The organism is Sphingomonas sp. PP-F2F-G114-C0414, assembly GCF_003688595.1.
GTDB lineage: Bacteria > Pseudomonadota > Alphaproteobacteria > Sphingomonadales > Sphingomonadaceae > Sphingomonas.
Window position 1 is genome coordinate 220,858 of sequence record NZ_RCWT01000009.1, and the last position, 17,155, is coordinate 238,012.

20 protein-coding genes are annotated in these 17,155 nt (G+C 66.0%); 5 read left to right on the top strand and 15 right to left on the bottom strand.

Annotation, left to right across the window (positions count from 1 at the left end; genetic code table 11):
* Positions 1-107: 107 nt before the first annotated feature.
* The 3 genes from C8J47_RS01590 to C8J47_RS01600 form a co-directional block, all read right to left on the bottom strand.
* Entirely contained in the window at positions 108-1,346 is a 1,239-nt protein-coding gene (locus C8J47_RS01590; protein ID WP_121884176.1) for a cytochrome P450, read from the bottom strand.
* Between the two features lie 141 nt (positions 1,347-1,487).
* Positions 1,488-2,723 carry an ABC transporter permease gene (locus tag C8J47_RS01595; protein WP_121884177.1) on the bottom strand — a complete coding sequence of 412 codons (1,236 nt, stop codon included), beginning with the start codon at positions 2,721-2,723 and terminating at the stop codon, positions 1,488-1,490.
* The gene (locus C8J47_RS01600) at positions 2,720-3,646 is read right to left on the bottom strand and encodes an ABC transporter ATP-binding protein (protein ID WP_121884178.1); all 927 of its coding nucleotides are present in this window, start codon (positions 3,644-3,646) and stop codon (positions 2,720-2,722) included. The genes C8J47_RS01595 and C8J47_RS01600 overlap by 4 nt, the downstream gene beginning before the upstream one ends.
* Positions 3,647-3,690: 44 nt before the next feature.
* Between C8J47_RS01600 and queG the strand changes: the two genes are divergently transcribed.
* Positions 3,691-4,827 (top strand): tRNA epoxyqueuosine(34) reductase QueG, encoded by a 1,137-nt coding sequence (queG, locus tag C8J47_RS01605; RefSeq protein ID WP_121884179.1) that lies wholly within the window; start codon positions 3,691-3,693, stop codon positions 4,825-4,827.
* A gap of 114 nt (positions 4,828-4,941) precedes the next feature.
* Here the strand turns inward: queG and C8J47_RS01610 are convergent, their stop codons facing one another.
* From C8J47_RS01610 to C8J47_RS01620, 3 genes are all read right to left on the bottom strand, one after another.
* The gene (locus C8J47_RS01610; RefSeq protein ID WP_121884180.1) at positions 4,942-5,409 is read right to left on the bottom strand and encodes a DUF1203 domain-containing protein; all 468 of its coding nucleotides are present in this window, start codon (positions 5,407-5,409) and stop codon (positions 4,942-4,944) included.
* Between the two features lie 133 nt (positions 5,410-5,542).
* A complete protein-coding gene (locus C8J47_RS01615) occupies positions 5,543-5,914 on the bottom strand; it encodes a hypothetical protein (RefSeq protein WP_121884181.1) in 372 nt (123 codons plus the stop codon).
* Positions 5,911-6,615, bottom strand: a complete 705-nt coding sequence (locus tag C8J47_RS01620) for an EI24 domain-containing protein (RefSeq protein ID WP_121884182.1) — start codon at positions 6,613-6,615, stop codon at positions 5,911-5,913. The genes C8J47_RS01615 and C8J47_RS01620 overlap by 4 nt, the downstream gene beginning before the upstream one ends.
* A 222-nt stretch (positions 6,616-6,837) precedes the next feature.
* Between C8J47_RS01620 and C8J47_RS01625 the strand changes: the two genes are divergently transcribed.
* On the top strand, positions 6,838-7,614 hold the full coding sequence (locus C8J47_RS01625; protein WP_121884183.1) for a cyclase family protein: 777 nt from the start codon (positions 6,838-6,840) through the stop codon (positions 7,612-7,614).
* Positions 7,615-7,793: 179 nt separating this feature from the next.
* The gene (locus tag C8J47_RS01630; RefSeq protein WP_121884184.1) at positions 7,794-8,807 is read left to right on the top strand and encodes an adenosine kinase; all 1,014 of its coding nucleotides are present in this window, start codon (positions 7,794-7,796) and stop codon (positions 8,805-8,807) included.
* 175 nt (positions 8,808-8,982) lie between these two features.
* On the opposite strand, the gene C8J47_RS01635 is transcribed toward C8J47_RS01630, so the two are convergent.
* The 9 genes from C8J47_RS01635 to hisB all read right to left on the bottom strand — a co-directional run bounded on the left by C8J47_RS01635 (position 8,983) and on the right by hisB (position 14,982).
* Positions 8,983-10,587, bottom strand: a complete 1,605-nt coding sequence (locus tag C8J47_RS01635; RefSeq protein ID WP_056052108.1) for an amino acid permease — start codon at positions 10,585-10,587, stop codon at positions 8,983-8,985.
* A gap of 111 nt (positions 10,588-10,698) precedes the next feature.
* Positions 10,699-11,076, bottom strand: coding sequence for a histidine triad nucleotide-binding protein (locus C8J47_RS01640; RefSeq protein WP_121884185.1), 378 nt, complete (start codon positions 11,074-11,076; stop codon positions 10,699-10,701).
* A gap of 116 nt (positions 11,077-11,192) precedes the next feature.
* Positions 11,193-11,510 carry a phosphoribosyl-ATP diphosphatase gene (locus tag C8J47_RS01645; RefSeq protein WP_121884186.1) on the bottom strand — a complete coding sequence of 106 codons (318 nt, stop codon included), beginning with the start codon at positions 11,508-11,510 and terminating at the stop codon, positions 11,193-11,195.
* Positions 11,511-11,542: 32 nt separating this feature from the next.
* On the bottom strand, positions 11,543-11,719 hold the full coding sequence (locus tag C8J47_RS19065; protein WP_183128989.1) for a hypothetical protein: 177 nt from the start codon (positions 11,717-11,719) through the stop codon (positions 11,543-11,545).
* Between the two features lie 4 nt (positions 11,720-11,723).
* Positions 11,724-12,500 carry an imidazole glycerol phosphate synthase subunit HisF gene (gene hisF, locus C8J47_RS01650; RefSeq protein ID WP_121884187.1) on the bottom strand — a complete coding sequence of 259 codons (777 nt, stop codon included), beginning with the start codon at positions 12,498-12,500 and terminating at the stop codon, positions 11,724-11,726.
* Positions 12,501-12,744: 244 nt separating this feature from the next.
* The gene (gene hisA, locus C8J47_RS01655) at positions 12,745-13,482 is read right to left on the bottom strand and encodes a 1-(5-phosphoribosyl)-5-[(5-phosphoribosylamino)methylideneamino]imidazole-4-carboxamide isomerase (RefSeq protein WP_060526768.1); all 738 of its coding nucleotides are present in this window, start codon (positions 13,480-13,482) and stop codon (positions 12,745-12,747) included.
* Positions 13,479-14,084, bottom strand: coding sequence for an imidazole glycerol phosphate synthase subunit HisH (gene hisH, locus C8J47_RS01660; protein WP_121884188.1), 606 nt, complete (start codon positions 14,082-14,084; stop codon positions 13,479-13,481). The genes hisA and hisH overlap by 4 nt, the downstream gene beginning before the upstream one ends.
* Positions 14,081-14,398 carry a YciI family protein gene (locus tag C8J47_RS01665; protein WP_121884189.1) on the bottom strand — a complete coding sequence of 106 codons (318 nt, stop codon included), beginning with the start codon at positions 14,396-14,398 and terminating at the stop codon, positions 14,081-14,083. The genes hisH and C8J47_RS01665 overlap by 4 nt, the downstream gene beginning before the upstream one ends.
* Positions 14,395-14,982, bottom strand: a complete 588-nt coding sequence (gene hisB, locus C8J47_RS01670) for an imidazoleglycerol-phosphate dehydratase HisB (RefSeq protein ID WP_060526386.1) — start codon at positions 14,980-14,982, stop codon at positions 14,395-14,397. Before hisB ends, C8J47_RS01665 begins: the two co-directional genes overlap by 4 nt.
* A 71-nt stretch (positions 14,983-15,053) precedes the next feature.
* On the opposite strand from hisB, the gene C8J47_RS01675 reads away from it, so the two are divergent.
* Positions 15,054-15,539: an SspB family protein gene (locus C8J47_RS01675; protein ID WP_056489744.1), complete on the top strand. Its 486-nt coding sequence runs from the start codon at positions 15,054-15,056 to the stop codon at positions 15,537-15,539.
* Between the two features lie 186 nt (positions 15,540-15,725).
* Complete coding sequence (gene fumC / locus C8J47_RS01680; RefSeq protein WP_121884190.1) at positions 15,726-17,114, top strand: class II fumarate hydratase; 1,389 nt, start codon at positions 15,726-15,728, stop codon at positions 17,112-17,114.
* Positions 17,115-17,155: the final 41 nt, after the last annotated feature.

The window sequence follows — 17,155 nt, forward strand, 5'->3', positions numbered from 1 at the left end:
GATGCGGTCGAAACACCCTGTCATCCTGACGAAAGTCAGGATCCAGAGTATCAGGCGGGCCGTGCGGGGCTCTGGATCCTGGGTCGAGCCCAGGATGACGGGGGACGTCAATATTTGCTGATCTCCACCGGCAGCGTGCGATAGCCGTGGACGAAGCACGCAGCGACGCGCGTCGGCTCGGCGAGCACGTTGATCCGCATGCGGCGGGCGGCCATCTCCTCCAGCAAAATTGCGATCTGCATCTCCGCCAGCCGCGCGCCGACGCAGCGGTGGATGCCGTGCCCGAACGCCAGATGCCGCCGTGCGTTCGGCCGATCCACCACGATCACGTCCGCATCGGCGCCGAACACGCTCTCGTCGCGGTTCGCCGAGATGTACCAGAGCGCGAGCTTGTCGCCGGCCTTGATCTGCTGCCCCATCAATTCCGTGTCCGCCGTCGCGGTGCGGCGCATGTGCGCGAGCGGGGTTTGCCAGCGCAGGATTTCGCTGACCGCGTTGGGGATCAGCGTCGGGTCCGCCTCCAGCTTCGCGCGCGATTTCGGGAACTTGTCGAGGCCGTAGGCGAGTGCGGACATCGAATTGCGCGTCGTGTCGTTGCCGCCGACGATCAGAAGGATGAGGTTCCCGATGAACTCGTTATGATCCATGTGGCTCATCGCGTCCGAATGGATCATCATCGAGATCAGGTCGGGCGTCGGATCCTTGTCGATCTTCGCGTCCCACAAGCCTTTGAAATACGATCCGCATTCGAACATGTATGCGAGCCGCTGACCGCGCAGCTCCTCGTTCTTTACGATCTCGATATCGCCCGCCCAGTCCGACCACAACGTCAGTTTCCGCCGGTCCGCCCAGGGGAAGTCGAACAGGATCGCAAGCATCTGCGTGGTCAGTTCGATCGCGACCGTGTCGACCCAGTCGAACGGGGTGTTCCACGGCAGGCTGTCGAGCATGTCGGCGGTCCGCCTGCGGATATCGCCTGACATCCGAGTCATCTCGCTGGGGGTGAAGGCGGGTGCGACGGTGCGGCGCTGGCCGGTATGCACGGGGCGGTCGCGCGCGATGAACATCGGCATCGATACGTCGCGCTCGGCGATGAAATCGGCGATCGTGATCCCGCCGGCCTCTGAGGAGTAGAGATCGGGGAGCGACTCGACCTCGACGATCCCTTTGTAGGTCGAGACCGACCAATAGGGGCCGTAGTCGGAGTGCTCGACGTAATGGACGGGGGATTCGGCGCGGAGCCGGGCGAACGGCGCCTGCCAGAGGTCGTCGCGGTAGAGGTCGGCGCGGCTCACATCGAGCGGATCGACGGTCTGTTGCACCACGTCTCTTGCCAGAGTCGCCATCGTCTCTCTCCCATATTTTGCCACAGGAGAGGCTTTGCTGACACTTATGTCAATAGACGCGGTTCTCCTGCGAACGCAGGAGTCCAGGGTAACAAACGCCATCCCTCGCGGTCCTGGGCTCCTGCGTTCGCAGGAGAACGGTTAAGCGACTGCCTTGGCCTTGCGCCGCCAGAACGGCCGGGCACTCCCTGATTGCAGCACGCCGCGGCGGAACAGCCTCGCGCCGACGGTGATGAAGATCGTCACCCACAAGGCCTGCCAAGCAAGTGCCGCGACGTGCGGCCACAATTCCGGCGAGTTCGCTGCATGCCCGGCCATTGCGAATGGCGACGACAGCGGGAACAGTTCGGCGGCGGTGGCGATCCAGCTGCCCGGCCGCGATGCCGCTGCCGACGACAGCCCGAACATCGCAACCTGAAGGATCGTGATCGGCAACGACAGCATCTGGATTTCGCGCATCGTCGTCGCCTGCGCGCCGACGCCGAGGAACACCGACCCGAGCAGCAGATACGCCATGCTGAAATACGCCGCGAACAGCAGCGCGAACATCGGTGCGCCGACCGCGGGCGTCAGGTCCCCCAGCGCCACCGCCGCGGCGGCGGGCATCAGCGACGTGATCTGCGTAACGACGGTGCCCCAGAACGCGACGAACAGCACCGCGACGCCGAACATCCCGATCAGCTTGCCGAAGAACACCGATTCCAGCGGCACCGCGGCGGCGAGCACCTCGATCACCTTGTTGTTGCGCTCCTCGGCCATCGTGCCGACGACCTGCCCCGACAGGAATAGCGTCAGGAAGAATATCCCGAACACCGCGAAGAACGCCGACTGGTGCTGCCCACCGACCGAAGTGGTCGAGCGCGTGATCTGCGTCTTGGTCGCGGCGATCGTCGGCAGCGTGCCGCCAAGCTTCCGCGCGGCGAGCGTCGTCTGTGCGAGCAACCCGAGATAGTCCGCCGAGCGCTTCCCGCGCGGCCCGTACAGGATCTGCGGCGCATCTAGCGGGCCGTACAGCACCGCGGACGCATCGATATCCTTCGTCTCGAACGCCGCGCGCGCTTGCGCCGCCGGGTCGGCCGAGGGCGCGACGGTGGTCAGCTCCGGCGGGGCCTCGTCATCGCGGAACATGCCGCGCAGCCGTGTATCGGCCTCGGCGATTGGCCGCGTTGTCGCAGCGGGGACGATCGCGATGATCCGCGTCTTGTCCTGCGCGCCGCCGCTGACGCTCGCCGCGCCCATCCCGCCGATCGCGCCGAACGATCCCATGATGACCGGCGCGAACAGGAACAGCAGGAAGATCGGCGTGAACACCGTGGCGATGAAGTCGCGGCGCGCGATCGTGAACGTCTGGCGGAGGGTGCGACGGAAACGGCTCATGCTGCCTTCTCCACAGGTACATCACCGTGCTGACCGACGATCCGGACGAACGCCTCGTGCAAGCCGGGCCGCTCGATCGACAGCCCCGAAATCCCGTACCCAGCGTCGATCAGTCTCACGAGCAAGCTCTCGATCCCCTCGTTCGGCAGCTCGAACCGCCAGCTATTCCCGTCCTGCACCGCATCCCCCGGCAAGACGCCGCGGATCGCCGGATCGGGGCGGTGTGGCGTGTAGTGGACGCGTTGCGGCAATATGCCTCGCGCGTCTGCTACGGTACCTTCGAAGCGCCGCTTGCCGCCGGCAATGATCGCGAGGCGGTCACACAAGCGCTCGGCATGGCTCATGATATGCGTCGAGAACAGGATCGTCGCGCCGCGATCGCGCTCGTTGAGGATCAGCTTCTCGAGCCGCTCCTGGTTGACCGGATCTAGCCCAGAAAACGGCTCGTCGAGCACCAGAAGGTCAGGTTGATGCACCACCGAGCCGAGCAGCTGCACCAACTGCGCCATGCCCTTCGACAGTTTCCGGATCTTCTCGTCGACCGCATGGCCAAGGCCAGCCGCCTCCATCAGCACCACCGCCCGTTCGCGGCCGGTCTTCCAGTCTAGCCCGCGCAGAGCCCCCAGGAATGCGATCGCCTCGCGCGCCTTCATCGCCGGATACAGCCCGCGCTCCTCGGGAAGATAGCCGACCCGGTCGCTCGCATCGCGCGGGTTGTCGTAGCCGAGCAGCGTGCGGCTACCCTCGTCGGGCTCGATGATCCCGAGTAGCATGCGCAGCGTCGTCGTCTTGCCCGCGCCGTTGGGGCCGAGCACGCCGTACACCGACCCGCGCGGTACCATCATGTCCACCCCGTCGACCACGCGCCGGTCGCCGAATCGCTTCACGATCCCGCTCGCGGTGACCGCCCATTCATCGTTCACGCGCAATCTTCCTCCCGAGGGTGGCGTCGTGGTAGCGGGCGGACGTGGCGCAAGACAAGCTGGAACACAGGCTCAAGGCCAAAGCGGCGGAACTCGGCTTCGTCGCGTGCGGAATCGCACATGCGGACGCGGCGCCGCTCGCGAGCGAACGGCTCCACCAATGGCTGGCGGATGGGCGTCACGGCGACATGATCTGGATGGAGGAGCGCAAGCACCACCGCGAAAGTCCCGCCGGCCTGTGGCCCGAGGTCCGCAGCGTCATTGCGCTCGGCATGAGCTATGCGCCTAAGGACGATCCGTTGCGCTTGGCGGACGAGGGCGGGGTAGGGCGCATCTCGGTCTATGCGCAGGGCCCTGATTATCACGATGTCGTGAAGCGGCAGCTGAAGGCGCTCGGGCGCTGGCTGGCGGCGGAAGCGGGGCGCGACCTGCCGCCGTTCGACTTGAAGGTGTTCGTCGACACCGCGCCGGTGATGGAAAAGCCGCTCGCCGAAGCCGCCGGGCTGGGCTGGCAGGGCAAGCACACCAATCTGGTCAGCCGCGAGCATGGCAGCTGGCTGTTCCTCGGCGCGATCTACACGACGCTCGATCTGGAACCGGACCGCGGCGGCGTGGACACCTGCGGTAGTTGCGACGCGTGCCAGACCGCGTGCCCGACCGACGCCTTCCCACGGCCGTACCAGCTCGATGCCCGTCGCTGCATCTCGTACCTGACGATCGAGCATGCCGGCCCGATCCCGCACGAATTCCGCGCCGCGATCGGCAACCGCATCTACGGCTGCGACGATTGCCTGGCGGTGTGCCCCTGGAACAAGTTCGCTGCCGCCGCCAACGCGAGCCTCGCCTTCCATCCTCGCGCCGAACTGGTCGCGCCCGAACTCGCCGACATCCTGGCGCTCGACGACGCCAGCTTCCGCCAGGTCTTCGCGGGCTCCCCGATCAAGCGCATCGGCCGCGACCGGATGGTCCGCAACGCCCTGATCGCAGCCGGCAACAGCGGCGATCAGGCATTGGTCGAACTCGTCGTAAAGCTGTTGGCCGACGCGTCTCCGGTGGTTCGGGGGGCGGCAATCTGGGGGCTCCGCCGGCTGGACTTGGCGCGCTGCCACAGCGAGCACGCGCGGATCGCGACCCTGGAGCACGACCGCACCGTCGTCGCGGAGTGGGGTCATATATCGTAGCCAGTGCAAGCCTGGTTATCGGCCTGTCGGCGGAGGGGAGGGCAGCGGAGAGGCGGCTTTCCAGCGCCAAGGGGCGTTAGTCGTTTTGCAGACCGTGATCCTCGATCGAGAAGGTCAGGCCCGAATGATACGAGCGGCGTAACACCCTCGTTTCGCGTAATGCGCGTGCAGATATGCGACGTCGGGATCGCTGAAGAAGCGTTCGATCAGCGGAACCAGGACTTCACCGTCCGATAGGTCGGCGTCTACCATCTCCCCCTGCTCATTGAAGGCACGCAGCGAGATGGGCCGAATGCGGATCACCTCTGGAATGGCATCGATCATGTCCAGCGCGACCTTTGCGCCCTGGCGAACGAAGATGGCGTGCCGCGACCTATATGGCGTGTCGGCTGGCTGATGCTCGTAGTTGAGCAGGATGGCACACTCGCCGATCTCCATATCGCGGACTTCGACGCGGTCAGGAAAACCGGGTTTTGCATTCACGACATACCGCTTTGCCCCGGCGGCCGCCAAATCGTCATCGGCCAGTTCGTAGAGGTGGCTAAACTGGTCCGGATCAATTCCCAGTACGCGAAACGACATGCCGAACTCCTACAGTGCAGCCGCCATCCTGGCGCGCTCGGTGAGCGTCGGCATCCCGTTCATTGCTCTCAAAATCGACAGCGCCCTCTTTTATCGACTTTTGGCGCTGTTCGTATTGCGGCGCTTTCTAACGCTATTTGCCCCCCTCGCGCCGGGTCAGCGCCGCCACGCAACTCGCGCGGTCGATCGTGCTGCCGTCGGGTTCGCGTGCGTCGAGATAGGTGACGCGGGGGGCGTCCGATCCCTTGGGGTAGAGATACGCGTCGAGCACGCAGATCCCGCTCTGGAACTGGAGTTTGCGCGCGCTGCCTTCGCGGACGTCGGCGTCGGGCTGGCCGAACAATTTGGTCAGGCCGGCGGCGTCCTGGCCTAGCACGCGCTCGAGTCCGACGCTCGTATAGGGGATCGCCGGGCGGCCGACCGCGGGCTTGGCCACGGGTGCCGCGCACCCCGCCAGCCCGCCGCCGAGTGCAAGAGCGATGCCTATCGTCGTCAGTCGCGTCATGATCGGCCTTTGCGGGAATACGGGGTGCGGGAATATTGGGTGTGGAAGTAGTGCGTCGCCATCGCGGCCCCCAGCACGGGCGCGGCGATGTTGAGGACCGGAACCACGAACAGCCCGGTGTTCGCAAGCCCCAGCACGAACCGGCTCCCCTTGGTCGTCGCACGCCAGCCCCGCATCGCCGCCGCATCCATATGCCTAGCCGCGACCATGTCCCCCAGATCGCGCCCGAGCAGCCAGCCATTGACCACGAAGAACGCCGCCGCCGTGCCGACCCCGGTGACGAGCAGCGCGATGTAGACCGGCAGCATCACCAGGTTGACGAGCACGACGCGGGCGGCCGAGCGGAGCCCCATTGCTAAACTGCGCGCCAACGCGACGGGGCGGGCGGTCTTCAGCGCGTCCGGGTAATGGCGTGCCTCGACCGCTTCGACGACTTCATCCGCGAAGATCCCGACGACCGCGATCGCGACCGCGCGGAACAGCAGCCATAGCGCGAGGATCGTGACGAACAGCGCGAACGCCGCGGCGAGTCCGTCGGCGTGCCAGTCGAGCCACGCGGCCAGTACGGCTTGCGTTCCCCACCACGTGCCGACGCCTAGCAGCGCGAAGACGAGCAGCGTGACGATCATCGACTTGACGAACACGCGCAGCACCGGCGGATCGGTAAGCTGGCCAAGCGAAAGCAGGAGGGCACGGAGCATCGGCTCGGGATGACGCGCGGTCGCGCGAAGGTCAACGCGGCTTTCGGCAGCGCGACTCCCGCGACTAACGGATAACCAGTTCCGCGAACACGGCGAGCCACCGATCCTGGATCCACGAAGACTAGCAAACATCGGCCCGATCCGGCACCAGTTTGGGCATGGACCTACCCTGCCACTGCGCAGGATAGCCCGCGTCACGATAGCGACCGAACGGAGACCATCATGCCACGTACGATCGTCGATCTGTCGGTATTCCTGGAGAACGACGTGCTGTCGGACCCTCCCGGTCACGGTCCTCATATCGAGTATATCGATCACAAGGCGTCGATACCCGGCCTGCTCGGGTTCTTTCCGGGGTTGCAGGCTACAGACCTGCCAGATGGCGAGGCCTGGGCGATCGAGCGCGTGACGCTCATCACGCATAACGGCACGCATCTCGATGCGCCGTATCATTATGCCTCGACGATGGATGGCGGGAAGCGGGCGATCACGATCGACGAGGTTCCGCTCGACTGGTGCTTCCAATCCGGCGTGAAGCTGGATTTCCGGCATTTCCCCGATGGCTATGTCGTCAGCGCTGCCGACGTCGAGGCGGAACTGCAGAGGATCGGGCACACGCTGTCGCCGCTGGAGATCGTCGTCGTCAACACGCGTGCGGGCATGCGGTTCGGGCACGACGATTATGTTGCGTCGGGGTGTGGCATGGGACGCGACGCCACGCTGTACCTGACCGAGCGGGGCGTTCGCGTCACGGGAACCGATGCCTGGAGCTGGGACGCGCCGTTCGTGCATACCGCCGCCCGATATGCCGAGAGCGGTGATGCGACGCTGATCTGGGAAGGTCACAAGGCCGGGCGTGACATCGGCTATTGTCACATCGAGAAGCTGCACAATCTCGAACAACTGCCAGCGACCGGATTCACGATCGCCTGCTTTCCGGTCAAGATTCGCGCTGCGTCGGCGGGCTGGACTCGCGCCGTCGCGATCCTGGACGGCTGATTGCGTCGGGTATCTCGGGTCTCCCGAGATACCGCCTGACCTTCAGCCCCAGCAGGGACCCGGGTTTCGCGTGAGGTCTTGGCGTGTGCCTCTGGTCGCGGCCACGCGTGCCGCGCCGGTTGCGCCAATCCCTTCCGCGATTTACGGCAACGCTTTCCCGTCCGCCCGGAGACTTCCCCTTGTCCACCCCCACCACCGACGCTCCCACCTACGACGTCGTCGCGATCGGCAATGCCATCGTCGACATCCTCAGCACCGCCGATGACGCGTTCATCGAAGAGATCGGCGTCGCCAAGGGCTCGATGCAGCTCATGTTCTCGTCGGAGGAAGCCGACGCGCTCTACGCCAAGATGGGCCCGGGCATGGAAATCTCCGGCGGCTCGGCTGCCAACACCGTCGCCGGCATCGCCGCGCTTGGCGGCAAGTGCGGGTTCATCGGCCAGGTCGCCGACGACCAGCTCGGCCAGGTCTTCGCGCATGACGTCCGCAGCATTGGCATCGAGTTCGCCACGCCGGTCCGCGCCGGCGACCCGACCACCGGCCGCTGCCTAATCTTCGTCACGCCCGACGGCCAGCGCACGATGAACACCTTCCTCGGCGCGGGCCAGTTCCTGCCCGCTGCCGCGATCGACACCGCGATGATCGCCGACAGCGCGATCCTGTATCTCGAAGGCTATCTCTGGGATCCCGAGGAGCCGCGCGCCGCGATGCGCGCCGCGATCGATTGCGCCCGCGATGCAGGGCGGAAAGTCGCGTTCACGCTCAGCGACGTGTTCTGCATCTCGCGCCACGGCGGCGATTTCCGCCAGCTGCTGTCGGACGGCCTGATCGACATCCTGTTCGCCAACGAAGGCGAACTCGCCGCGCTCGCAAAGACGGAAGACTTCGATGCAGCGGTCGCCAAGATCTCGGCACAGGTCCCGACTTTGGTCGTCACCCGCGGCGAGCACGGCGCCTGCGCGCTTCAGAACGGCAACCGCGCCGAGGTCAAGGCCGAGCCGATCGCCAAGGTCGTCGACACCACCGGCGCGGGCGATCTGTTCGCGGCGGGCTTCCTCCACGGTCAGGCGCAGGGCTACGACCTGCAGGCGTCGCTGAAGCTCGGTGCGGTCTGCGCGGCCGAGATCATCAGCCATGTCGGCGCCCGCCCGATGGTCGACATGAAGGCACTCGCCGCCAAGCATATCGGCTGAGGCAACCACGCCGTCATTCCCGCGAAGGCGGGAACCCATACTGGCTGGCCTCGCGACAGAGTCGCGAACTGCTGAGGATATGGATCCCCGCCTGCGCGGGGATGACGAGTTGGTTGAAGGCATAAAAAAAGGGTCGCGGGAGTTTCCTCCCGCGGCCCTTTTTTCTTGGGCTCGATCAGTGGCTGCCCGGCGCCGCGGTATCGACGTCGTCGACATCGATACCCAGCCCGACATGGCTGCGCGAGCGGCTGTAGAGGAAGTAGATCGCCAACCCGATCGCGCCCCAGCCCGGCAGGACCAGCTTGGCGGTCAGCGGCAGCGACAGATACAGCCCGATGCAGCCGATGATCGCCAGCGGCGCGACGATGTACACCGCCGGTGTGCGGAACGGACGCTTGCGGCCGGGGTCGGTCTTGCGCAGCACCATCACGGAAATCGCCACCATCATGAACGCGAACAGCGTGCCCGCGTTGGAATAATCGGCGAGCTTGCCGACTGGCAGGATCGCCGCCGCGATCGCCGCGGCGATACCCGTCACGATCGTGACGACATGCGGCGTGCGGAACTTCGGATGGATCGACGCGAGCCGCGCCGGCAACAGCCCGTCACGCGCCATCGTGAAGAACACGCGGGTCTGGCCGAACATCATCATCAGCACGACCGACGGCAGCGCCAGCACCGCGGCGAGACCCACTAGGCGACCCATGATCGGCCAGTTGATGACCTGAAGCACATGGACGAGCGCTTCCTTCGAGCAGACCAATGGCTCCATCGCGCCCCCTGCGACGATGGCCGCGCAGCGCCCGGCCATCTCGGCCGAGCCCGGTGCCAGGATACCGCCATCGGCGGTCGTCACCGGGTTCGCGCCGATCGCACCGATCGCGCCCGATGCGACCAGCAGGTAGAACAGCGTACAGATGCCGAGGCTGGCGATCAGCCCGATCGGTACGTTGCGCTGCGGGTTCTTGGTCTCCTCCGCAGCCGTAGAGACTGCATCGAACCCGACATAGGCGAAGAAGATCGACGCCGCCGCACCGAGCACGCCGACGCCCGACGAGCTCAGCGGATTGCCGACGCCGTAGGGCAGGAAGGGGTGGAAATTATCCGCCTGGAGCACGGGAATCGTCAGCGCGATGAACGCGGTCAGCGCGGCGATCTTGATCAGCACCAGCACCGCGTTGACGCGCGCGCTCTCGGTCGTGCCGACCACCAGCAGCCACGTGACGAGGCCGATGATGATCACCGCGGGCAGGTTCATGAAGCCGCCGACCGTCATCGCGGTCTGCAGATCGACGTTGGGCGTCGCACCGAACGCGACCTGGACGTGCGCCATCAGCGCGTCGGCGTTGCGCAACCCGTTGGGGATGTGGAAGCCGATCCCGTCGAGCAGCCCGGCGAGATGGTTCGACCAGCCGACCGCGACCGCGCTCGCGCCGACCGCATATTCGAGGATCAGCGCCCAGCCGACCATCCAGGCGAGCAACTCACCCGTCACCGCGTAGGTATAGGTATAGGCGGAGCCCGACACCGGCACCATCGACGCGAGTTCGGAATAGCACAGCGCCGCCACCGCACAGACGAAGCCTGCGACGACGAAGCTCAGCAACATGCCCGGGCCGGCTTTCTGCGCGGCTTCGGACGTCAGCACGAAGATACCCGTGCCGATCACCGCGCCGACGCCCAGCAGGGTCAGCTGAAACGCGCTGAGCGTTCGCGCCAACCCCTTTTTCTCTGCCGTCGCCAGAATGGCGTCCAGCGATTTTACGCGACCAAAAATCAACGCGGTGTCCCCCGGGGATAGCGGGGGCCGGGTCAAAAGGCCCCCTTGCTCAAGCACCCGAGCCTAATGGCAATTTTATTACGTGCAATCCTTTAGTGCGGTGAAGCTGCCCTATCGCGCCAGCATCGGCCCGAACGGGCGCCCGCCGAAGACATGAACGTGCAGATGCGGCACCTCCTGGTGTCCGTCCTGGCCGATGTTCGCGAGCAGGCGATAGCCCGGTTCGACCAGCCCCGCCGCACGCGCCACTTCGCCGACCGCACGGATGAAGCCGGCGATCTCCGCATCGGACGCGCGCGCCGAGAAGTCATCCCAGGACACGTACGCGCCCTTGGGGATCACGAGCAGATGCGTCGGCGCCTGCGGGTTGATGTCGTGGAACGCGATCGCGAAGTCGTCGTCATAGACCCGCTTCGACGGAATCTCGCCGCGCAGGATTTTCGCGAAGATGTTCTGGTCGTCGTAAGGCTGGGTGGCGTCGATCGGCATATATTCCCCTCCCGCTTGCGGGAGGGGTTAGGGGAGGGGCTGGGCCATCCCGATCCCGGCGGAGCATGTGCGTCATGCCCTCCCCCGACCCCTCCCGCAAGCGGAAGGGGGGCAGGTCAGCCAGTCCGCCCGGCCTTCTCGACCAGGCCGCCAACGCCCTCGCGCCGCTCCAGCTCGGCGCGCACGTCGTCGAGACTCAACCCTGCATCCGCCAGCAACACCGCCAGATGGAACATCAAGTCCGCCGCTTCGGGCACGATGCTCGCCTCGTCGCCCGAGCACGCTGCGATCACTGTTTCGACGGCTTCCTCGCCGAGCTTCTGCGCGATCTTCGGGCGACCCTTGGCGAACAGGTTCGCGGTATAGGAGGTATCGGCGGGCGCATCGCGACGCGCGCGGATGGTGGCTTCGAGGCGGTCGAATACGGGGTCCATGCGCTGCTTGCTGACGCAGCGGGGAGGGCGGGTCAATCCTCTGCGGGCGGTTTGGTCTTCGCGAACCGCTTGCGCAGTGCTCGCCGCACGAGCCACACGCCGATCGCCGCAAACCCGAACAGCGCAATGTCCGACAGTTCGGGCCCGGTGCGCGGGTGGACGACGCCGCTATGCCCGGACTGGACCGAAAGAACGGCAAGCGCGGGCATGCGCTCAGGCCGCCGAACGAACGGGCGTCCGCACCGGAATCCCGGCTGCCGCCAGCGCGGCATGCGCGTCACCGATCGACGCCTGCCCGAAATGGAAGATCGACGCCGCCAGCACCGCGCTCGCATGCCCGTCGCGGATCCCTGCGACCAGGTCGTCGAGCCCGCCGACCCCGCCGCTTGCCACCACCGGTACGCTGACGCGGTCCGAAATCGCCCGGATCAGCTCGAGGTCGTAGCCACTCCGCGTTCCGTCACGGTCCATCGACGTGACGAGCAACTCGCCTGCACCCAGTTCGGCGAGCTTAAGCGCATGCGCGATCGCATCGATCCCGGTAGCGCGGCGGCCGCCATGCGTGAACACTTCCCAGCCTTCGCCCGACCGCCGCGCATCGACACTCGCGACGCAGCACTGGCTGCCGAATCGCTCGGCGATATCCGCGACCAGTTCCGGCCGCTCGACCGCCGCCGAATTGACCGCCACCTTGTCCGCCCCCGCCAGCAACAGCGCGCGCGCATCGTCCGCCGACCGCACCCCGCCGCCGACCGTCAACGGCATGAAGCATACCGCCGCGGTCCGCCTCACGACATCGAGGATCGTCCCCCGGCCTTCGTGGGAGGCACCGATATCGAGGAAGCACAATTCGTCGGCCCCGGCGGCATCATACGCCCGCGCCTGCTCGACCGGATCGCCCGCATCGCGCAGTTCGACGAAGTTCACGCCCTTCACGACGCGCCCATCGGCAACGTCGAGACACGGAATGACGCGTGCGCGGACCGTCATGCGCTGCACCGCAAAAATGGTTCACGCGGAGACGCGGAGACGCGGAGACGCGGCAAAGCCGCTGAGAATGATTCACGCAAAGGCGCAAAGGCGCGAAGAGTAAGAAGGTTAGACTTCTGCTCACTCTTCGCGCCTTTGCGCCTTTGCGTGAACAAATTTCTGCCTGCGGCGCCACAAGTGGCTCTGCGTCCTCCGCAGCTCTGCGCGAGAACACTATCTCCGCGTCTCCGCGTCTCCGCGTGAATCATCCTGCTGCCTTCGCCACGCTCATCGCCGCTGCGAGATCGAGCCGCCCGTCGTACAAAGCCCGCCCGGTAATCACGCCCTCGACCCCGTCCCGCACATGCAAAGCCAGAACGTGGATCTCGGCAATGCCCTTCACCCCGCCACTAGCGATCACGGGAATATCGACCGACCGCGCCAGATCGACCGTCGCATCGACGTTGCACCCCTTCAGCATCCCGTCGCGCCCGACATCGGTGAACAGCAACGACGCCACCCCCGCATCCTCGAACCGCCGCGCGAGATCGACCGCGCTCGTGGTCGACACGTCCGCCCAACCCTTGGTCGCGACCATGCCGTCCTTCGCGTCGACCGCGACCACGATCCCCCCGGGGAAATCCTTCGCCACGCCGCGCACGAACTCGGGGTCCTCCAGCGCCGCCGTCCCGATCACGACGCGCGACACGCCCAGGTCGAACCAGCCCTCGACGCTAGCCCGCGTCCGGATACCGCCGCCAAGCTGCACATGCCCCGGAAACTGCGCCACGATCGACCGCACCGCGTCGCCGTTGACCGAAGCCCCCGCGAACGCGCCGTCGAGATCGACCACGTGCAGATGCTCCGCACCCGCCTCGGCGAACAGCATAGCCTGCGCCGCCGGATCGTCGCCATAGACGGTCGCCCGGTCCATATCGCCCTCGGCGAGACGCACCACCTGACCCGCCTTGAGGTCGATCGCAGGAAAGATAATCAGGCTCACGGCCGCCACTCCAGGAATCGTTCGAGCAAGGCCAGGCCATAGCGCTGGCTCTTCTCGGGATGAAACTGCACGCCGATCATCGTATCGCGACCGATCGCCGCGGTGACCGCACCGGCATGGTCGGTCGTTGCGAGCACGTCGGCGCCTTCGAACGCAAAGCTATGGAGGAAATACGCCTCGCCCGGCTCGATCAGCGGATGCGCGACGGACGGAACGACGTCGTTCCACCCCATATGCGGCACCTTCGCCTCCATCGTCCCCGGCTCAAGCCTGCGCACGCGTCCCGGAACCCAGCCGAGCCCGGCATGAGTCCCCATCTCCTCGCCCGCATCGGCCATCAACTGCATGCCGACGCAGATCCCGAGAAACGGCGTACCCTCGTCGCGAACCCGCCGGTTCAGCGCCTCGACCATTCCCGGCACCGCACGCAAAGCCGCCGCGCAAGCCCCATACGCGCCCACGCCCGGCAGCACGATCCGGTCAGCCTTCGCAACGACATCCGCGTCCGAAGTCACGATCAGATCGACACACCCAGCCGTCCGCAACGCGTTCTCGACCGAATGTAGGTTCCCCGCACCGTAATCGATCAGGGCAAGCGTCACGCCAGCAACTCCGCAATCCCGGGCAGAACCATGCTCGCGGTGAACGCGGTGATCTCGGCCGTTGCAAGTCCGCTGCTCACGAACGGATCGGTCGCCACCACTGCTTCGACCGCTGCCTTCTCGCCACGGATCAGGATGACGCCGCCGGTACGTGGAATTTGCCGGCCCGATGCGAGAAACACGCCCTCTGCATAGCCCTTGGCGAGCCATGCAACGTGCTCCTTCATCCGCGCATCGATCGCGTCCAGTGGTGCGACGTAGGTCAGCACGACAACGCACAACGGCGCATCGGTCCGCGCAAACGGCTCGCTCACAAGATTCCCTTGGTCGACGGGATCGCGTCGGCCTTGCGCGGATCGATCTCGATCGCGGTCCGCAGCGCGCGCGCGACGCCCTTGAACGCCGCCTCGGCGATGTGGTGGTTGTTCGACCCGTACAGCGTCTCGACGTGCAGCGTGATCCCAGCCGCCTGCGCGAAGCTGTGGAAGAAATGCTCGAACATCTCGGTATCCATCCCGCCGAGCCGCTTCTGCGAGAACAGGTCCTTCCACACCAGCCACGGCCGCCCGGAAATATCCAGCGCAACGCGAGTCAGCGTCTCGTCCATCGGCGACAGCGCATCGCCGTACCGCGCGATGCCGCGTTTATCGCCGAGCGCCTGCGCGAACGCCTGGCCGATCGCGATCCCGGTATCCTCGACGGTGTGGTGCTCGTCGATATGCAGGTCGCCCTTGGTCCGCACGCGGATATCGATCAGCGAGTGGCGCGACAATTGTTCGAGCATGTGATCGAAGAAACCGACCCCGGTCTCGACGTCGTACACGCCGGTCCCATCGAGGTTCACGGTGACGTCGATCGCCGTCTCGGCGGTGGAGCGGGTGATCGTGGCGGTGCGCATGCCACCTCCCATAACGTCCGCCACGACGCATGCAATCTTGACCGGCATCCGAATGGCGCTACCCAAGGGATATGACCGATGGACTGCCCGATAGCCTGATTCCGTACGACGAGATCGTACAAGAAGCCCTGCGTGCCGTGGTCGGCCGCGTGCTCGGTTCGGTCGCGGAGGCTGGTGGGCTTCCCGGCGAGCATCATTTCTACATCACCTTCAAGACGCAGGCGCCGGGAGTCGACATCCCCAAGCGGCTGATCGAGCGTTTTCCGGACGAGATGACGATCGTCATGCAGAACCGCTACTGGGACCTCATCGTCGACGACGAGCGCTTCTCGATCGGGCTCAGCTTCAACCAGGTGCCGTCGAAGCTGGTGATCCCATACTCGGCGATCACCGCGTTCCAGGACCCGGCGGTAAGCTTCGAACTCCGCTTCCAGGCGCAGGAGGGTGCGGAAGACGCGCTCGGCGACCACGACGAAGCGGAAAACGATGGCCCGACCGCGGTCCCGATCGAGGATGGCTCGAACGTCGTAGCGGTGGATTTCAAACGGAAGAAGTGACCCAAACTCCCTCGCCCCTTCGGGGAGAGGGAAGGGGCCCGCCGCACTTGCGGTGGGAAGGGAGAGGGGCGTGAGGCTAAGGCCGCTTCCTCCCAAAGCCCCTCACCCTTCCGTCGCCTGCGGCTCCTCCCTCCCTCTCGCCGAAGGGGCGAGGGACCCACGCAAGCCCCGGAAGGTTCTTCCCCCATGACCACCCGCACAGAAACCGACACGATCGGCCCGATCGAAGTCCCAGCCGCCGCCTATTGGGGCGCCCAAACCGAACGCTCCATCGAGAACTTCCCCTTCGCCACCCGCGAACGCATGCCGATCGAGATCGTCCACGCCCTTGCCCTCGTCAAACAAGCCGCCGCCCGCGTAAACCGATCGCACGGCCTGGACGAAAAAATCGCCACCGCGATCGACGCCGCCGCGCAGGAAGTCATCGACGGCAAGCTCGACGACCAGTTCCCCCTCGTCATCTGGCAGACCGGCAGCGGCACGCAGTCGAACATGAACGCCAACGAGGTCATCGCCGGCCGCGCGAACGAGGTCCTCACCGGCACCCGCGGCGGCAAGTCGCCGGTCCACCCCAACGACCACGTCAACATGAGCCAGTCGTCCAACGACAGCTTCCCCACCGCGCTCCACATCGCCGCCGCGATCGCCACCACGCATCGCCTGATCCCCGCGCTCGACAAATTGCACGCCGCGCTCGACGCGAAGGCCAACGCCTGGGACGACATCGTCAAGATTGGCCGCACGCACCTGCAGGACGCGACGCCGCTGACGCTCGGCCAGGAATTCTCGGGCTACGCGAACCAGCTCTATCGCTGCCGTCACCGCATAGAGCCTGCGATCAGCCACGGCATGGTCATCCTCGCGCAGGGCGGCACCGCGGTCGGCACCGGCCTCAACGCGCCCGCCGGGTTCGGCGACGCGATCGCGCACGAACTCGCCGAGATCACCGGCCTGCCGTTCGTCAGCGCGCGCAACAAATTCGAGGCACTCGCGTCGAATGACCCGCTCGTGCATCTGTCGGGCACGCTCAACACGCTGGCGGTCGCGCTGACCAAGATCGCCAACGACATCCGCCTGTTGGGCTCGGGCCCCCGCTGCGGCTTCGGCGAGATCGACCTTCCCGCCAACGAGCCCGGCAGTTCGATCATGCCGGGCAAGGTGAACCCCACGCAGTGCGAGATGCTGACGATGGTCGCCGGCCAGGTGATGGGCAACCACGTCGCGGTCACCGTCGGCGGGATGCAGGGCCATCTCGAATTGAACGTGTTCAAGCCGCTGATCGGCGCCAACGTCCTGCGCTCGATCGACCTGCTCGCAACCGCGATGGAAGGATTCGCGGAACGCTGCGTCGACGGCATCGAACCCAACCGCGGGCGGATCGCGGAGCTGCTCGACCGCTCGCTGATGCTGGTAACGGCGCTAGCACCCGAGATCGGCTACGACGCCGCCGCGAAGATCGCCAAATACGCGCACGCCGAAGGCCTGACGCTGAAGGAAGCTGGTCTGGCGCTGGGCCTGGTCGACGCCGAAACATTCGACCGCGTCGTCAAACCCGAATCGATGCTCGGCCGCTGACCTTCCCTCACCGTCATCCTGACGAAAGTCAGGATCCAGAG

What these genes read in the sequence shown, in the direction of transcription:
- C8J47_RS01590 (WP_121884176.1), bottom strand. Translation starts at nt 1,346, where the DNA reads ATGGCGACTCTGGCAAGAGACGTGGTGCAACAGACCGTCGATCCGCTC.
- C8J47_RS01595 (WP_121884177.1), bottom strand. Translation starts at nt 2,723, where the DNA reads ATGAGCCGTTTCCGTCGCACCCTCCGCCAGACGTTCACGATCGCGCGC.
- C8J47_RS01610 (WP_121884180.1), bottom strand. Translation starts at nt 5,409, where the DNA reads ATGTCGTTTCGCGTACTGGGAATTGATCCGGACCAGTTTAGCCACCTC.
- C8J47_RS01615 (WP_121884181.1), bottom strand. Translation starts at nt 5,914, where the DNA reads ATGACGCGACTGACGACGATAGGCATCGCTCTTGCACTCGGCGGCGGG.
- C8J47_RS01620 (WP_121884182.1), bottom strand. Translation starts at nt 6,615, where the DNA reads ATGCTCCGTGCCCTCCTGCTTTCGCTTGGCCAGCTTACCGATCCGCCG.
- C8J47_RS01625 (WP_121884183.1), top strand. Translation starts at nt 6,838, where the DNA reads ATGCCACGTACGATCGTCGATCTGTCGGTATTCCTGGAGAACGACGTG.
- C8J47_RS01640 (WP_121884185.1), bottom strand. Translation starts at nt 11,076, where the DNA reads ATGCCGATCGACGCCACCCAGCCTTACGACGACCAGAACATCTTCGCG.
- C8J47_RS01645 (WP_121884186.1), bottom strand. Translation starts at nt 11,510, where the DNA reads ATGGACCCCGTATTCGACCGCCTCGAAGCCACCATCCGCGCGCGTCGC.
- C8J47_RS19065 (WP_183128989.1), bottom strand. Translation starts at nt 11,719, where the DNA reads ATGCCCGCGCTTGCCGTTCTTTCGGTCCAGTCCGGGCATAGCGGCGTC.
- hisF (WP_121884187.1), bottom strand. Translation starts at nt 12,500, where the DNA reads ATGACGGTCCGCGCACGCGTCATTCCGTGTCTCGACGTTGCCGATGGG.
- hisB (WP_060526386.1), bottom strand. Translation starts at nt 14,982, where the DNA reads ATGCGCACCGCCACGATCACCCGCTCCACCGCCGAGACGGCGATCGAC.
- C8J47_RS01675 (WP_056489744.1), top strand. Translation starts at nt 15,054, where the DNA reads ATGACCGATGGACTGCCCGATAGCCTGATTCCGTACGACGAGATCGTA.
- fumC (WP_121884190.1), top strand. Translation starts at nt 15,726, where the DNA reads ATGACCACCCGCACAGAAACCGACACGATCGGCCCGATCGAAGTCCCA.